The 15,512-nt window shown below is 76.6% G+C and carries 13 protein-coding genes; 7 read left to right on the plus strand and 6 right to left on the minus strand.

Annotation, left to right across the window (positions count from 1 at the left end; genetic code table 11):
• The 5 genes from QNH85_RS09175 (at window position 1) to QNH85_RS09195 (ending at window position 6,978) form a co-directional block, all read left to right on the plus strand.
• Window positions 1-591: a single-stranded DNA-binding protein gene (locus QNH85_RS09175; RefSeq protein ID WP_282945922.1), complete on the plus strand. Its 591-nt coding sequence runs from the start codon at window positions 1-3 to the stop codon at window positions 589-591.
• 299 nt (window positions 592-890) lie between these two features.
• Window positions 891-2,573 carry an energy-dependent translational throttle protein EttA gene (gene ettA / locus QNH85_RS09180; RefSeq protein WP_213281807.1) on the plus strand — a complete coding sequence of 561 codons (1,683 nt, stop codon included), beginning with the start codon at window positions 891-893 and terminating at the stop codon, window positions 2,571-2,573.
• Between the two features lie 124 nt (window positions 2,574-2,697).
• Window positions 2,698-4,740: a dynamin family protein gene (locus QNH85_RS09185; protein WP_282945925.1), complete on the plus strand. Its 2,043-nt coding sequence runs from the start codon at window positions 2,698-2,700 to the stop codon at window positions 4,738-4,740.
• The gene (locus QNH85_RS09190) at window positions 4,737-6,356 is read left to right on the plus strand and encodes a GTPase (protein ID WP_282945927.1); all 1,620 of its coding nucleotides are present in this window, start codon (window positions 4,737-4,739) and stop codon (window positions 6,354-6,356) included. The genes QNH85_RS09185 and QNH85_RS09190 overlap by 4 nt, the downstream gene beginning before the upstream one ends.
• A 112-nt stretch (window positions 6,357-6,468) precedes the next feature.
• Window positions 6,469-6,978: an acyl-CoA thioesterase gene (locus tag QNH85_RS09195; RefSeq protein ID WP_282945928.1), complete on the plus strand. Its 510-nt coding sequence runs from the start codon at window positions 6,469-6,471 to the stop codon at window positions 6,976-6,978.
• Between the two features lie 29 nt (window positions 6,979-7,007).
• Here QNH85_RS09195 and QNH85_RS09200 read toward each other — a convergent pair whose 3' ends face one another.
• A complete protein-coding gene (locus QNH85_RS09200; protein ID WP_428830383.1) occupies window positions 7,008-8,678 on the minus strand; it encodes an SDR family oxidoreductase in 1,671 nt (556 codons plus the stop codon).
• A 58-nt stretch (window positions 8,679-8,736) separates the two neighbouring features.
• Here QNH85_RS09200 and QNH85_RS09205 point away from each other — a divergent pair, with 58 nt between their 5' ends.
• Window positions 8,737-9,405, plus strand: a complete 669-nt coding sequence (locus tag QNH85_RS09205; protein ID WP_282945929.1) for an O-methyltransferase — start codon at window positions 8,737-8,739, stop codon at window positions 9,403-9,405.
• Between the two features lie 15 nt (window positions 9,406-9,420).
• Here QNH85_RS09205 and QNH85_RS09210 read toward each other — a convergent pair whose 3' ends face one another.
• Genes QNH85_RS09210 through QNH85_RS09220 form a run of 3 tightly spaced genes read right to left on the minus strand, consistent with a single transcriptional unit; the run spans window position 9,421 to window position 11,843 of the window.
• Window positions 9,421-10,419, minus strand: a complete 999-nt coding sequence (locus tag QNH85_RS09210) for a DNA topoisomerase IB (RefSeq protein ID WP_282945930.1) — start codon at window positions 10,417-10,419, stop codon at window positions 9,421-9,423.
• Between the two features lie 46 nt (window positions 10,420-10,465).
• On the minus strand, window positions 10,466-11,383 hold the full coding sequence (locus tag QNH85_RS09215) for an acyl-CoA thioesterase (RefSeq protein WP_282945931.1): 918 nt from the start codon (window positions 11,381-11,383) through the stop codon (window positions 10,466-10,468).
• Between the two features lie 13 nt (window positions 11,384-11,396).
• Window positions 11,397-11,843 carry a globin gene (locus QNH85_RS09220; RefSeq protein ID WP_282945998.1) on the minus strand — a complete coding sequence of 149 codons (447 nt, stop codon included), beginning with the start codon at window positions 11,841-11,843 and terminating at the stop codon, window positions 11,397-11,399.
• A gap of 170 nt (window positions 11,844-12,013) precedes the next feature.
• Between QNH85_RS09220 and QNH85_RS09225 the strand changes: the two genes are divergently transcribed.
• A complete protein-coding gene (locus tag QNH85_RS09225) occupies window positions 12,014-12,244 on the plus strand; it encodes a PTS sugar transporter subunit IIB (RefSeq protein WP_213281815.1) in 231 nt (76 codons plus the stop codon).
• Between the two features lie 73 nt (window positions 12,245-12,317).
• Here the strand turns inward: QNH85_RS09225 and QNH85_RS09230 are convergent, their stop codons facing one another.
• Together QNH85_RS09230 and QNH85_RS09235 are read right to left on the minus strand one after the other, a co-directional pair.
• The gene (locus QNH85_RS09230) at window positions 12,318-13,358 is read right to left on the minus strand and encodes a mechanosensitive ion channel family protein (protein ID WP_282945934.1); all 1,041 of its coding nucleotides are present in this window, start codon (window positions 13,356-13,358) and stop codon (window positions 12,318-12,320) included.
• Window positions 13,359-13,367: 9 nt separating this feature from the next.
• Window positions 13,368-15,512, minus strand: coding sequence for a prolyl oligopeptidase family serine peptidase (locus tag QNH85_RS09235; protein ID WP_282945936.1), 2,145 nt, complete (start codon window positions 15,510-15,512; stop codon window positions 13,368-13,370).

Genomic DNA, 15,512 nt, shown 5'->3' on the forward strand with positions numbered 1-15,512 from the left:
ATGGCGGTCAACGAGGTCGACCTCACGGTCGTCGGCTGGGTCGGCAACGAGCCCACCGTCTACCGGGGCGACGAGGGGCAGGTGCCCTTCACGAAGTTCCGGCTGGCGAGCACCCCGCGGGTCTACGACCGGGAGCGCGACATGTACGTCGACGCGGACACCAGCTGGTTCACGGTCAAGGTGTTCCGGCAGCTCGCGCAGAACGTCGCGGAGAGCCTGCGGCGCGGGGACCCCGTGGTCGTGCACGGGCGGCTGCGGCTGGAGGACTGGGTCGCGCCCGACGGGCACACGCGCACCACGGCGGAGCTCACCGCGGACTCCGTCGGGCACGACCTGGCCCGCGGGACCAGCCGGTTCTCGCGCACCGTGCACGAGGTGCGGAACGGGTCCGGCGGCGGCGACGGTGCCGACGGCGGTGCGAGCGACGGCGACGGGACCGAGGGCGGCGGACGGGACGGCGGCAGGCCGGCGGACGCGGGCGCGCGGGCGCGGCAAAGCGGCGTCCGCCCGGTGGTGCCGTTCGACGTCTCGGGCGCGGTGGAGCTCCCCGAGGACGCCGAGGCGCTGACCGCGGAGCCGGTGGGGGCCTGACCGCGGCAGCCGCGCGGTGCCGGCGCCGCGGTCAGCGTGCCGGGGCGTGCGGGGTCGAGCGCGCCGGGGCGTGCGGGGTCGAGCGCGCCGGGGGCGCCGGGCCGGCGGGCCGACCGCGGTGGGCCCGTGTCCCCGGCGCGCGGATCGCCTAGGCTGGGGGATCGCGACGTCGCCCGGCGCCGCCAGCCCGCCCGCGTCCCCGCGGACGTGCCGGCCGCCGCGACGTACCGGGCGCGGCACGCGCCGCGCCCCCGCACGAGACCCGATCACCGACGAGCACCGAGGCGGACGAAGAGCCAGTGGCTGAGTTCATCTACAGCATGTACAAGGCGCGCAAGGCGCACGGCGACAAGGTCATCCTCGACGACGTCTCGCTGAACTTCCTGCCCGGCGCCAAGATCGGCGTCGTCGGGCCGAACGGCGCGGGGAAGTCGACGATCCTCAAGATCATGGCGGGCCTCGACCAGCCGTCCAACGGCGAGGCGCGGCTGAGCCCCGGCTTCACCGTCGGCATCCTCCAGCAGGAGCCGCCGCTGAACGAGGAGAAGACCGTCCTCGGGAACGTCCAGGAGGGCGTCGCCGAGATCAAGGGCAAGATCGACCGGTTCAACGAGATCTCCGCCCTGATGGCCGAGCCCGACGCCGACTTCGACGCGCTGCTCGCCGAGATGGGCGTGCTGCAGGAGGCCATCGACGCGGCCGACGCGTGGGACCTCGACGCCCAGCTCGAGCAGGCGATGGACGCCCTGCGCTGCCCGCCGCCGGACGCCGACGTGACCGTGCTCTCCGGTGGTGAGCGCCGCCGCGTCGCGCTGTGCAAGCTGCTGCTCGAGAAGCCCGACCTGCTGCTGCTCGACGAGCCCACCAACCACCTGGACGCCGAGAGCGTGCTGTGGCTGGAGCAGCACCTCGCGTCGTACCCCGGCGCCGTGCTCGCCGTGACCCACGACCGGTACTTCCTGGACCACGTCGCCGAGTGGATCTGCGAGGTCGACCGCGGCCGCCTGTACCCCTACGAGGGCAACTACTCCACGTACCTGGAGAAGAAGGCCGCCCGCATGGAGGTCCAGGGCAAGAAGGACGTCAAGCTGGCCAAGCGCCTCAAGGACGAGCTCGAGTGGGTGCGCTCCAGCGCCAAGGGCCGCCAGGCGAAGTCCAAGGCCCGCCTGGCCCGCTACGAGGAGATGGCGGCCGAGGCCGACCGCACCCGGAAGCTGGACTTCGAGGAGATCCAGATCCCGCCGGGCCCGCGCCTGGGCAGCATCGTGCTCGAGGCCCACGACCTCGAGAAGGGCTTCGACGACCGCAAGCTCATCGACGGCCTGACGTTCACGCTGCCCCGCAACGGCATCGTCGGCGTGATCGGCCCGAACGGCGTCGGCAAGACGACGCTGTTCAAGACGATCGTCGGGCTGGAGCCCCTCGACGGCGGCGAGCTCAAGGTCGGCGAGACGGTCTCGATCTCCTACGTCGACCAGTCCCGCGGCGGCATCGACCCGAAGAAGACCCTGTGGGAGGTCGTGTCCGACGGGCTCGACTTCATCAAGGTCGGCAACGTCGAGATGCCGTCCCGCGCGTACGTCGCCTCGTTCGGGTTCAAGGGCCCGGACCAGCAGAAGCCCGCGGGCGTGCTGTCCGGTGGCGAGCGCAATCGCCTGAACCTCGCGCTCACGCTCAAGCAGGGCGGCAACCTCCTCCTGCTCGACGAGCCCACCAACGACCTCGACGTCGAGACCCTCGGCTCGCTGGAGAACGCGCTGCTCGAGTTCCCCGGCTGCGCCGTCGTGGTGTCCCACGACCGGTGGTTCCTGGACCGGGTGGCGACGCACATCCTCGCCTACGAGGGCACCGAGGAGAACCCGTCGAGCTGGTACTGGTTCGAGGGCAACTTCGCCTCGTACGAGGAGAACAAGGTCGCGCGCCTCGGTGCCGACGCGGCGCGCCCGCACCGGGTGACGTACCGCAAGCTCACGCGCGACTGACCCCGCGCACGAGGGCCCCGGGAGCCGCGGCGACGCCGGCTCCCGGGGCCCTGCTGCACCCGGGCCGGCGGCGCGGGCGGTGCCGCGACCGGCGGACCCACCGCCCGCCCGGCACACTGGCCCCATGGTCGACCCGCTGGACACCGCGCCCGCCGCCCCGGGAGCCGGCGGGGACGCCGCCCTCGTCGACGCGCTCGAGCGGCTGCACGCCCGCCTGCGCGACGTCAGCCTGCCGCTCGAGGTGCCGGGAGCCGTTGACGCCCGCGCCGACCGCCGGGCGGCGCTCGACCAGCTCGACGACTACCTCCTGCCGCGCCTGCGCGCCGGGTCCGCGCCGCTGCTGGTCGTGGTCGGCGGATCCACCGGCGCGGGCAAGTCCACGCTCGTGAACTCGCTGCTCGGCACCCGTGTCACCGATCCCGGCGTGCTGCGCCCCACCACGCGGGCGCCCGTCCTGGTGCACCACCCGCTCGACGGCCGGTGGTTCTCCAGCGACCGCGTGCTGCCCGGGCTGCCCCGCGTCACCGGGACCTCGGGCACCGCGGCGCACGGCACCGCGACGTCCGCTACCGCCGAGCGCGCCGCGGGCACCGACCGCGGCGCCGCCACCGAGCGCTCCGCCGCCGACCGCGCCCCGGTCGCCTCGACCGCCGCGGTCCGGCTGGTCGCCAGCGACGCGCTGCCCCGCGGCCTGGCGCTGCTCGACGCCCCCGACATCGACTCGGTCGAGGAGGCGAACCGCGCCCTCGCGACCCAGCTGCTCGCCGCCGCCGACCTCTGGCTGTTCGTCACGACGGCCGCCCGGTACGCCGACGCGGTGCCGTGGGACCTGCTGCACGGGGCCGCCGAGCGGCACGCCCAGATCGCGCTGGTCGTGGACCGGGTGGACCCGGGGGCGGAGGCCGCGGTCGCGGACCTGCGCCGCATGATGGACGCCAACGGCCTCGCGGACGCGCCGCTGTTCGCGGTCGAGGAGGGGCTGGACGCCGACGGGCTGCTGCCCGAACGGGCGGTCGGTGCGGTCGCTTCGTGGCTGTCCGACCTCGGTGGGGACGCCGCCGCGCGGCACGCGGTCGCGGTGTCCACCCGGGACGGCGTGGTGCAGGACCTCGGTCGCCGCGCGCTGCTCCTCGCGACCGCCGCCGACGCGCAGGTGACGGCCGACGCCCGCCTGCGGGACGCCGTGGCGCGCGCCTACGCGGACGCCCTCACGCAGGTCGCCGCCGCCACCTCGGACGGCGCGATGCTCCGCGGGGAGGTCCTGGCCCGCTGGCAGGAGTTCGTGGGCACCGGCGAGCTGATCCGCTCCGTCGAGCAGGGCGTGGGGCGGGTGCGCGACGCGGTCGTCGGGTTCGTCCGCGGCCGGCCCGCGCCGGTGCCGCCGGTCGAGCAGGCCATCGCGCACGGGCTCGCCGCGGTGGTGCTCGACGCCGCCGACGGTGCCGCGGAACGCACCCACGCCGCGTGGCGCGGCGACCCGGCGGGGGCGGCGCTGCTGCCGGACCTCGACCTGTCCCGGTCGTCCGCGTCGCTGCGCGCGGAGGTCGACCAGCAGATCCACGCGTGGCAGACGGACGTGCTGGAGCTGGTGCGGGAGCAGGGCGCCGAGCGGCGGGGGACCGCCCGCGCGCTGTCGTTCGGCGTGAACGCGCTCGGCGTGAGCCTCATGGTGCTGGCGTTCGCGTCGACCGGCGGGCTCACCGGCGTGGAGATCGGCATCGCCGGGGGCACGGCCGTCGTCGCGCAGAAGCTCCTGGAGGCGGTGTTCGGGGACGACGCCGTGCGCCGCCTGACGACGGCCGCGCGCGAGCGCCTCGACACGCGGGTCCGTCAGGTGCTCGCCGGCGAGGCCGCCCGGTACACCGCGCAGCTCGACGCCCTCGGCGTGGGCGGTGGCGAGGCGCTGCGGGCCACGGCGCTGACGGTGCAGGACGCCGCGCGGGCCGAGCGGGCGGGACGCGTGACCGGCCTGGGGCCCGAGGGTGAGCAGGTGCCCGCAGGTGCCCGGTCGCTGAGCGGTGCCCGTGCGCTGCGCGGTGCCGACGCGTGGCGCGCGGGGGGTGGGGGCGGCGACGTCCGCGAGCGCCGCGACGGCGAGCAGGAGGGCCGGGCCCCGTCGCGGCCCGGGTTCTGGCAGCGGCTGCTCGGCCGGGGGGACCAGGGATGAGCCCGTCGCTGGCCGACCGCACCGGCGCCCTCGCCGCGGCGCTCGACGCGGGCGAGGGCCGCCTGCCCGCGCCGGTGCTCGAGCGGGGCCGTGCGGTCGTCGACCGGGTGGGCGATCGAGCGGGGCTGTCCGCCGAGCACACCGTCGTCGCCCTGGCCGGCGCCACCGGGTCGGGCAAGTCGTCGCTGTTCAACGCGGTCGTGGGGCAGGAGCTCGCGCGTCCCGGCGTGCAGCGGCCCACCACCGACGAGGCGCTCGCCGCCGTGCGGGGTGCGGGCGCGGAGCCGCTGCTGGACTGGCTGGGCGTCCGGCGGCGGCACGAGCTCCCGGAGCCGGCGCCGTCCGGCCGGTCCGTCGCGCGGGGCGGCGTGGTGCTCCTGGACCTGCCCGACCACGATTCCGTGGTCCGGGAGCACCGGCTGCGCTCCGAGCACCTCATCGAGCGCGTCGACCTGCTGGTCTGGGTGGTGGACCCGCAGAAGTACGCCGACGCGGCCCTGCACGAGCGGTACCTGCGTCCGCTGTCCCGGCACGCCGACGTCGTGGTCCTGGTGCTGAACCAGGCGGACCGCCTGGCCCCGGCCGAGGTGGACGCGGTGCTGGGCGACCTGCGCCGGCTCGCGGCCGAGGACGGTCTGCCGGGGGTCCGCACGCTCGCCGTCTCCGCGCGCACCGGCCAGGGGATGGACGCGCTCCGGGACCTGCTGGACGACGCCGCCGACCGGCGCGAGGCCGCGACGCGGCGCCTCACGGCGGACGTCGAGGTCGCCGCCCGGGCCGTGCTCGACGCCTGCGGGGAAGCGCGGGGCGGCCGGCGCGGCCGGGACGGCCGGACCCCCGGCGGGCTCGACGCGCTGACGGACGCCCTCGCCGACGCAGCCGGGGTCCCGCTCGTGGTGCAGGCGGTGCGCCGTGCCGCCGTCCGCCGCGCGACCGCGAAGGCGGGCTGGCCGCCGGTGCGGTGGCTGCAGCGGTTCCGCCCGGACCCGCTGCGGCGCCTGCACCTCGGTCGCGCGGACGGCGGCGCGGACGTCAGCGACCGCACCTCGCTGCCGACCGCCGGGCCGGCCACCCGCGCGGCCGCCGCCTCGGCCGTGCGGCGCTTCGTGGACGCCTCGACCGCGGGCGTGCCGGACGCGTGGGCCCTCGCCGTGCGCGACCGCGTCGGCACCCAGGACCTCGCGGACGACCTCGACCGGGCCGTCGCCGGCACACCGCTGCTCGCGGAGCGCCCCGCCGCCTGGGCGCGCGCGGTCGGCGTGCTGCAGGCGGTGCTGCTCGCCGCCGCGGTCGCGGGCGCGCTCTGGCTGACGGCGCTCGCCGTGATGGCGTACCTGCGCCTGCCCGAGCCCCGGACGCCGGAGTGGGGGCCGTTCCCCGTGCCGACCGCGCTGCTGGCGGGCGGCCTGCTGGCCGGGGCCCTGCTCGCCGTGCTGTCCGCGGTGGTCGCCCGGGCCGCCGCCGCCCGGCGTGCCCGGCTCGCGCGGGTCCGCCTGCACGACGCCGTCGAGCGGGTGGCCCGGGCGCGGGTCGCCGGGCCCGCCGCCGAGGTGCTGGCCGACCTGACGACCTGCCGGGACCAGGCGGCCCGGGCGGCCGGGGACCGCAGGCGCTGACGCGGCGGTTCCCCGGCGCACGCCCCGCCGGTTCCCCGCGCACGCCCCGGCGGGTGCAGGATGCACGGGGGCCGGCGTCGGGTCGGTGCCCGGTGCGAGCGACGGAGGACGGATGACGAGGCTGCGGGTCCCGGTCCAGCTGCGGTGGTCCGACATGGACGCCTACGGCCACGTGAACAACGTCGAGATGCTGCGGCTGCTGGAGGAGGCGCGGATCGAGGCGTTCTGGGCGCACCCGGCGCCCGCGGCGGGGGACGCGGCCGCCCCGACGGACCGTGAGGCGTGGCCGACCGCCGTGCTCGACGCCGGACCCGGCGCCCGGACCGCCACGCTCGTCGCCCGGCAGGAGATCGAGTACCTGCGCCCGCTCGGCTACCGCCGCACCCCGGTGGTGGTCGACATGTGGATCGGGCACCTCGGCGGGGCGAGCATCGAGGTCTGCTACGAGGTGCACGACGACGTCCCGGCGGAGGGTGGCGCGGGCCCCTACGCCCGCGCGCTGACCACGCTGGTGCTCGTGGACGCCGCGACCGGCGCGCCGCGGCGGATCGGCGACGTCGAGCGCGCCGCGTGGTCGCCGTACGTCGAGGAGCCGCCGACGTTCCGGCGCCGCGGCCGCTGACGGGCCACGGCGCGGGGTGCTGACGGCGCCTACCGGTCGCTCCGCGCCCGCTCCGCCGTCTCCGCCGCGCGCGCGATGTTCCGCTGCATCCCGCCGAACACCACGCCGTGGAACGGGTACACCGACCACCAGTAGAGCTGCCCGAACAGCCCGTGCGGGTGGAACACGGCCCGCTGCGCGAACGTGGTCGGCGGCGTCGTCCAGCGGTCGCCGCCGTCCGCGGCCGTGCCCTCGGTGGCGTCGCCGCCGGGCTCGACGCGCAGCTCCAGCCACGCCAGCCCCGGGACGCGCATCTCCGCGCGCAGGCGCAGCATCCGGCCGGGGTCGACCTCCTCGACCCGCCAGAAGTCGACCGCGTCGTCCACGACGAGCCGGCGCGGGTCCCGGCGCCCGCGGCGCAGGCCCGGCCCGCCGACCAGGCGGTCCAGCAGCCCCCGCACCCGCCAGGCCAGGGCCCAGGAGTACCAGCCGCGTTCGCCGCCGACGGCCTCCAGCACCCGCCACAGGGCGGCCGGGGAGGCGTCGACGACGCTCTGCCGCTCGTCGACGTAGAGCGTGCCGCCGGCCCAGTCCGGGTCGGACGGCAGCGGGTCGCTCGGCACCCCGGGGACGCCGGCGGACGACCAGCGCGTCGTGACCTGCGCCTCGCGGACCCGGGTCAGGGCCAGGCGCAGGGCCCGCTCGAACGCGATGAGGCCGTGCGGCGGGTCGGGGACGTACTCGGCGATGTCGTGCTCCTGGCACACGACCTCGTGCACGAGCGACTCGACCAGCGGCCGCGCGAGCCCGGACGGCACCGGCGTCACGAGCCCCACCCAGAGGCTCGACAGCCGCGGGGTGAGCACGCCGACCCCGACGATCACCCGCCGGGGCAGTCCGGCGACGCGCGCGTAGCCCTGCATCATGTCGCGGTAGGTGAGGACGTCCGGCCCGCCGATGTCGAACTCCCGGCTGACCTCGCGCGGCATCGACGCGGACCCGACGAGGTAGCGCAGCACGTCCCGCACGGCGATCGGCTGGATGCGGTTCTCGACCCAGCGCGGGACCGTCATCGCGGGCAGCCGCTCGGTCAGGTACCGCATCATCTCGAAGGACGCCGACCCGGACCCGAGGATCACGGCGGCGCGCAGCACGGTCGTCGGGACGCCGGAGGCCAGCAGGATCTCGCCGACCTCCTTGCGGGAGGCCAGGTGCGGCGACAGGTCCTCGACGTCGGGGGACAGCCCGCCGAGGTAGACGATCCGGCCGACGCCGGCCTCGCGCGCCGCGCGCCCGAACGTCAGCGCGGTCGACCGGTCCCGCTGCTCGAACCGGCTGCCGGTGCCGAGCGAGTGGATGAGGTAGTAGGCGACGTCGACCCCGTCGAGGGCGGCGCGGATCTGCCCGGGGTCCGCCGCGTCGGCCTGCGCGACCTCCACGGCGCTGAACCACGGGCGGCCCCGGAGCCGCTCCGGGCGCCGGGCGATCGCGCGCACGCGGTACCCGGCGGCCAGCAGCTCGGGGACCAGGCGGCCGCCGACGTAGCCGGTCACGCCGGTGACCGCGACGAGCGGCGCGTCCGGTCGCGGGCGGCCGTCCGGGCCGACGCCGGGCACCAGGCCGGTCAGCGTGCGGGCCACCGGCTCGGGGAGCAGGTCGGCGGCGGTCGCGGCATCGGTGGCCGGGCGGGTGATGCGGGGCTGCTCAGGGGCGTCGGGCACGTCCGCAGTCTGTGCCGCGGCCGGGACGCGCGCATCCGGGGGTGCCATGATCGGCGGCATGGGGCAGCAGGAGTGGGGCGAGGTCGACGACTACCTGGTGACGACGGTGGTCCACGAGGACGAGGTGCTGGCGGCGGCGCGGGCCGCGGGGCGGGCGGCGGGGCTGCCGGCCATCGAGGTAGCGCCGAACCAGGCGGCGCTGCTCGCGCTGCTGTGCCGGATGAGCGGCGCCCGCCGGGTGCTGGAGCTCGGCACGCTCGCGGGGTACAGCACGCTCTGGTTCGCCCGGGCGGTCGGCGAGGAGGGGCACGTGACGACGTGCGAGATCGACCCGGCGCACGCCGCGGTCGCCCGCGCGAACTTCGAGCGCGCCGGCGTGGCGGACCGGGTGCGGCTCGTCGAGGGTCCGGCGGCGGACTCGCTGCAGGCGCTGGCCGACGCCGGCGAGGAGCCGTTCGACCTCGTGTTCATCGACGCCGACAAGCCCGGCAACCCGCGGTACCTCGAGGCCGCGGTCGCGCTGTCGCACCCCGGCACGGTGATCGTCGTGGACAACGTCGTGCGGCGGGGCGGCGTCGCCGACGCGGCGTCGCAGGACCCGGCCGTGCGGGGCTCGCGCGCGGTGCTGGAGGCCATCGGCCGGAACCCCCGACTGACCGCGACGGCGCTGCAGACCGTGGGGTCGAAGGGGTGGGACGGGTTCGCCCTGGCGGTCGTCGGCGACTGAGGCGCGGGCCACCGGTCAGCCGAGCAGCGCGAGCGTCTCCTTCTCCGCGACCGCCTGCGAGCGCGTCGGGCGGATGGTCCGGCCGTGCTCCCACAGGTCCACGATCCGCGGGTCGATGTACGACGCCCGGCACACGGCGGGCGTGTTGCCGAGCTCCTCGGAGACCGCCTTCACGACGCCCGCGACGACCCGCCGGCGTGCCCGCTCGGACCGGGGCGGCGCACCCGCGGCGGCGAGCCCCCGCGCCGCGAGGACCGTGGCGTGCCAGGTGCGGAAGTCCTTCGGGCTCGCGTCGCCGCCGAGGCGGCGCTTGACGTCCGCGCCGACCTCCGCGCTGGTGATGTCGTGCCACCCGTCCTCGTCGCGCCACGCCAGCAGCTCCGGGCCGCCACCGCGCCGGCGCAGCAGCGTCCCGATCAGCTCGGCCACCTGGGCGTCCTCGACGACGACGTCCCGGACCTGCCCGGACTTCGCGGGGTAGTGGAACCGGACGGCGGTCTCCTCGCCCGTCGCCTCCTCGGTGAGCACCTGGACGTGCTCGCGCCGCAGCGTGGCGAGGCCGTAGGAGCCGTTGCGCTGCGCGTAGCCCTCGCCGCCGGCCCGGAAGTACGCGAGGTCGAGCAGCCGGAACGCCAGCGCCAGGGCCTTCGCCCGCGGGAACCCGGGCAGGGCGAGGTCGCGGCGGACCGACCGCCGGGCGGCCGGGAGGTGGCGGGCGACGTCGAGCACGTGGTCGTGCTTGAGCTTGTCCCGCCGCCGGCGCCACTGCTCGTGGTACAGGTACTGGCGGCGCTGCGCGTCGTCGACGCCGGCGGCCTGGATGTGCCCGTTCGGCCACGGGCTGATCCACACGTCCTGCCACGCCGGGGGGATGGCGAGCGCGACGATGCGGTCCAGGTGCTCGGGGTCCGTGATCCGGGTGCGACGGTCGGTGTCGAGGTACCAGAACCCGCGCCCGGCACGGCGCCGGGTCCACCCCGGGGAGTCGATCCGGACCCGTCGCAGCCTCACCACCGGGACACTGTGCCCCGGCGCCCCCGGCCCCGCCAGCGGAGCAGGGTCAGGCCGGGACCCGGACCATGCCCTCCTGCGCGATCGTCGCGACCAGCACGCCCTCGCGGCTGAACACCCGCGTGGTGCCCAGGCCCCGGCCGCCCTGCGCGGTCGGGCTGTCCTGGTCGAACAGCAGCCAGTCGTCGACCCGCACGTCCCGGTGCCACCACATCGCGTGGTCGAGGCTCGCGACCGACAGGCCCGGCGTCAGCCACGACAGCCCGGCGCGGCGCAGGACGGGCTCGAGCATGATCTGGTCGCACGCGAACGCGAGCACCGCGCGGTGCAGCAGCTGGTCGTCGGGCAGGGCGCCCTTCGTCCGCATCCACACCCGCTGGTGCCCGTCCGGGCGCGGCGCGGGGCCCAGGTACAGGGAGCCGCCGACGTGCCGGACGTCGAACGCGCTCTCGTGCGTCCAGAACCGGGCGAGCGGGTGGTCGAGGTGACCCATCCGGTCCATCGCGGACTCGACGTCCTCGGGCGCCGGCACGTCCGGCATCGGCTGGGTGAGCTCGACGCCCTCCTGGTCCTCCTGGAACGAGGCGATCATCGACAGGATCGGCTCGCCGTCCTGCGACGCGTGCGTCCGGCGGGCCGAGAAGGACCGGCCGTCGCGCAGCCGCTCCACGGCCAGCTCGATGGGGCTGGCGATGTCGCCGGCCCGCAGGAAGTACCCGTGCAGCGAGTGGGGGAGGCGCCCGCCCGGGACGGTGCGGCCCGCGGCGACGAGCGCCTGGGCGACCACCTGACCGCCGAACACGCGGCCGCCCGGCTTGGGCAGGCTGTGGGCCGTGAACCGGTCGGCGCCGTCGGCGGCGGCCACGTCGAGGATGCCGAGGAGCCCGGCGATCGGGTCGGCGGCGGCGGACAGGGGCGTGGGGTCCTGCGGCGCGGTGGGCGCGCCCGTCGGTGCAGCGTCGGTCACGCCCGGAAGGATCTCACGAGCGCGCGGCACCCATCGGTCCCGCGGTGTTCACCAGTGAGTGCGCGGCGCGCTCCAGGTAGTCCCAGAGGGTGGCCTCGTGCAGCGGCGGCAGGCCGAGGGTGTCGACGGCCGCGCGCATGTGCGCGAGCCAGCGGTCGCGGGCGTCCGGGTCGACCGCGAACGGCATGTGCCGCATCCGCAGCCGCGGGTGCCCCCGCTCCTCGGAGTAGGTGGTCGGGCCGCCCCAGTACTGCTCGAGGAACATCGTCAGCCGCCGCCGCGCCGGTCTCAGGTCCTGCTCGGGGTACATCGGCTGCAGCACCGGGTCGGTCGCGACCCCCTCGTAGAAGGCGTCGACCAGCCGGGCGAACGTCTCGTGCCCGCCGACCGCCTCGTAGAACGACTCGCGGCGCCGGGCCTCGGAGGACCCGGGCTCGGCGGGCGCGACCGTGGCGGGCAGGGCCGGCGTGGGGTCGCGGGGGCCAGGGGGAGCGGGGTGCCGGCCGGGCGCGGCTCGGGAGTCGAGGGCTGGGCGGTCATGGGAAGAAGTCTCGCACTAGGCTGACGGCAGCAGGTCGCCCTCCCGGCGACCGCGGGGGCAATCCGCACGGACGGCACGACGGGGGTTCGATGAGCAAGGCAGAGCAGATCCTGGTGGCGCTGGGCGGCGGCGGCAACGTCGTCGACCTGGAGCCGTGCATCACCCGGCTCCGGGTGGAGGTGACGGACCCGCAGCAGGTCGACGAGGACGCCCTCAAGGCGACCGGCGCGTTCGGCGTGGTGCGGTCCGGCCGCATCGTGCAGGTCATCGTCGGCCCCGAGGCCGACAACCTCGCCGCGGAGCTCGACGGCCTGCGCTGACACGCGCGCCGCACGACGAGGCCCCGGGTCCCCGCAGGGACCCGGGGCCTCGTGCGTACCCGGCCGGGCCGGATCAGTCGGTGGTCGTGCCGCTCGTGACGGCCGCGCCGCTCGTGACGGCTCCGCCCCCGGCGAGGCGCTCGCGGTGCGCGGCCAGGGCCTCCCGCTGCCCGGCGAGCGGCACGTCCGCCGCCTCCAGGGCCTCGCGCACGGCGATGCGCAGGGCCCGCGCGACGGCCCACTGCCGGGCAGGGGCAGTGCGCTGCGTCACCTTGACCGTGACGGCCTCGAACGTGAGGTCCTCGGCGGTGCTCACCGTCGCGGTGCCCTCGATCGACGGGCCGAGCTCCGGGTCCTCCGCGAGCCGCGCCGCGGCACCGACCAGCAGGTCGCGCACCTGGTCCAGGTCGGCGAAGTAGTCGACCTTCACCTCGACGACGGCGTTCGCCCAGCCCTGGGTCTTGTTCCCCACCCGCAGCATCCCGCCGTTCGGGACGTACCAGAGCGTCCCGTCGGCGTCGCGGATCTTGGTCACCCGCAGGCCGACGGCCTCCACGGTGCCGCTGGCGGGCCCGGCGTCGACGACGTCGCCGACGCCGTACTGGTCCTCGAGCAGCATGAACAGCCCGGACAGGAAGTCCTTGACCAGGCTCTGCGCGCCGAACCCGAACGCGACGCCCACGATGCCGGCCGACGCGATGAACGGCGCGATGTTCACGCCGAGCTGGTCGAGGACGAGCAGCACGACGATCGACCCGATGACGACCGCGGCCGTCGACCGCAGGACGGAGCCGATCGTCCGGGCCCGCTGCGTCCGCCGGACGTTCGCGACCGGGGTGACCTTGCGCAGCGCGGCGGCGACCTCGGTCCCGCCGAGGGGCCGCGCGATGCCCCGCTGCAGCAGGGAGGTGCCGTCCGCGATGTGCTCGGTCACCGCCTTGATCAGCCGCCGGACCACCAGCAGGGAGATCCCGCCGATCACGATGATCAGCGCGATCCGCAGGCCGGGGCCGAGCAGCCAGGTCATGAGGGCGTTCGCCCCGTCGATGGCGGCGGCACCGGGGTCGGTGTCGCCGGCGGCGGGCAGCACGGTGGGGAGGAGCGAGGGGATCACGCGACCACGCTAACGAACGGCGCGGGGTGCCCGCCGCCCCCGCCGCGCCGCCCGACGCGACCCGCACGGAGCCCGCACGCGACGCGCACACCCGCCGCGCTCCAGGCGGCGACCTCCGCGCCGGTCGACGCGGGTGTCGCCGTCGAAGATCGTGAACAGGGTCGCCGGGTACCGGACGCCGTCGACCACCCGGTGGTACGGGGAGTACGACAGCAGCCAGTCCAGCTCGCGCGGCGTGCCCGCGTCGCCGTACTCGTCGGTCCAGGTCACGCCCAGCCCGAACCGCTGGTACCGGACCATGTCGAGCAGCGGCGCGGAGCACACCACCGCGGCGAACGTCCCGGGCTGCTGCGTGAGGGCCGCGCCGACGAGCAGCCCGCCGTTCGAGCCGCCCCAGCACGCGAGCCGGTCGGTGGTGGTCCAGCCCTCGTCGACGAGCAGGGTGGCCACCGCGTGGAAGTCGTCGAACACGCGCTGCTTGTTCCCGCGGCGTCCCGCGCGGTGCCACTGCTCGCCCTCCTCGCCGCCGCCGCGGAGGTTCGCGACGACGTACACGCCGCCGGCCTCCACCCACGCGAGGGTGGTCGCGGAGTACGCGGGGTCGAGCGAGATCTGGAAGCCGCCGTACCCGTAGAGGATGGTCGGCGCGGGAGCCAGGGGCCGCCCGTCCGCGTCGAGCGCGTCGGCCCGGGCCACCACGAACGCGCGCACGGCGGTGCCGTCGGCGCTGGTCGCGACGACCCGCTGCACGCGCACCTCCGGCAGGTCGGCGACCGCCCCGGGAGGCGCGGCCCACAGCGATGTGCGCCCGGTCGAGGCGTCGTACCGGTGCACCTCGGTCACGGTGGTGTGGTCGGTGTACGTGAACCACACGTCCGGCCCGCCGTCCGGGCGCGTGACGAGCCCGCCGATCGAGCCCAGCCCCGGCAGGTCCACCGTGCCCGCCGCCCCCGGCAGGCGCTCGCCCGACGCCGGGTCGTGGACCGTGACCTCGCTGACGGCGTGCCGGCGCCAGGAGGCGAGGACCTGCCGGGGGGCGGTGTCGTCCCCGCCGCCGTCCGTGAACGCCACGTCCTCCAGGACGGCCTCGGGGTCCTCCGCGAGCAGCGTCCGCCAGTGCGGCACCGCCGGGTCCTCGGGGTCGGTCACCGCGAGGCGGCCCCGGTCGGCGTCGAGCGTCGTGTGCACGTAGAGGCGGCCGTCGCGGCCGACCCACGCGCCGACCTCGGCGTCGTAGCCCACCGCGACCTCGCGGAACGCCGGGACGGTGCCGGCGTCCGCGGCGTGCAGGTCCGCGATCCAGACGTCCGTGCGCGGGGCGGTCCCGGCGGACGCGGAGACGATCAGCCACCGGCCGTCGCGGGAGACCGAGACGCCGTAGTAGTTCGTCATGTCCAGGCCGTCGCCGAACACCTCGAGGTCCTCCGCGGGGTCGGTGCCGACCACGTGGCGCCAGACCCGGCGGTGGTACTGGCGCTCGTCCTCCGGCAGCAGCTCCGGCGCGAGCCGGCGCACGTAGAACAGCGAGCGGCCGCCCGGCTCCCACGCGACGGGCGAGTAGCGCGCCCGGTCGACCGGCCCGTCGACGAGCTCGCCGGTCGCGACGTCGAGCACGTGCAGCACGCTCTCCTCGGTCCCGCCGTGCGAGACCTGGTACGCCAGCAGGTCGCCCTCCTTGCTGGGCTGCCACGCGTCGAGCGTGGTGGTGCCCGCCGGGTCGAGCGCGACCGGGTCGACCAGCACGCGCTCCCGCTCGGCGCCCGGGACGTCGGGGTCCGGCTCCGCGACCACGACCACCGCGTGCTCCTGCTCGCCCGTGCGGCGGCTGAAGAACCGGCGGTCGCCGCGCCAGGCCGGCGTGCCGACGAAGCCCGCCCCGAGCAGCTCGCCCAGCCGGGCGGTCAGCGGGCCGGTCGCGAGCGGGCCCTCCGCGAGGCCACCGGACGTGACCCGCGCCCGGTACGCGGCGTACAGGTCGTCCTGCGCGGCCGACCACGCCTCCGTCTCGTCCGCCGCGGCGTCCTCCAGCCAGCGGTACGGGTCCGCCACGCGGCGCCCGTGCAGGTCCTCCACGAGGTCCAGCCGGCGCGCGGCCGGGTAGCCGGCGGGAGCGGTCGGGGCGGGTGCAAGGGGCGCGGCGGGGTCGGCGGTCAT

The sequence above is a fragment of the Cellulomonas endometrii genome, assembly GCF_949769265.1.
GTDB lineage: Bacteria > Actinomycetota > Actinomycetes > Actinomycetales > Cellulomonadaceae > Cellulomonas > Cellulomonas endometrii.

Bases quoted from the DNA above. Each gene is read 5' to 3' on its own strand.
- QNH85_RS09175 (WP_282945922.1), top strand. From the start codon at position 1: ATGGCGGTCAACGAGGTCGACCTCACGGTCGTCGGCTGGGTCGGCAAC.
- QNH85_RS09185 (WP_282945925.1), top strand. From the start codon at position 2,698: ATGGTCGACCCGCTGGACACCGCGCCCGCCGCCCCGGGAGCCGGCGGG.
- QNH85_RS09190 (WP_282945927.1), top strand. From the start codon at position 4,737: ATGAGCCCGTCGCTGGCCGACCGCACCGGCGCCCTCGCCGCGGCGCTC.
- QNH85_RS09195 (WP_282945928.1), top strand. From the start codon at position 6,469: ATGACGAGGCTGCGGGTCCCGGTCCAGCTGCGGTGGTCCGACATGGAC.
- QNH85_RS09205 (WP_282945929.1), top strand. From the start codon at position 8,737: ATGGGGCAGCAGGAGTGGGGCGAGGTCGACGACTACCTGGTGACGACG.
- QNH85_RS09225 (WP_213281815.1), top strand. From the start codon at position 12,014: ATGAGCAAGGCAGAGCAGATCCTGGTGGCGCTGGGCGGCGGCGGCAAC.
- QNH85_RS09235 (WP_282945936.1), bottom strand. From the start codon at position 15,512: ATGACCGCCGACCCCGCCGCGCCCCTTGCACCCGCCCCGACCGCTCCC.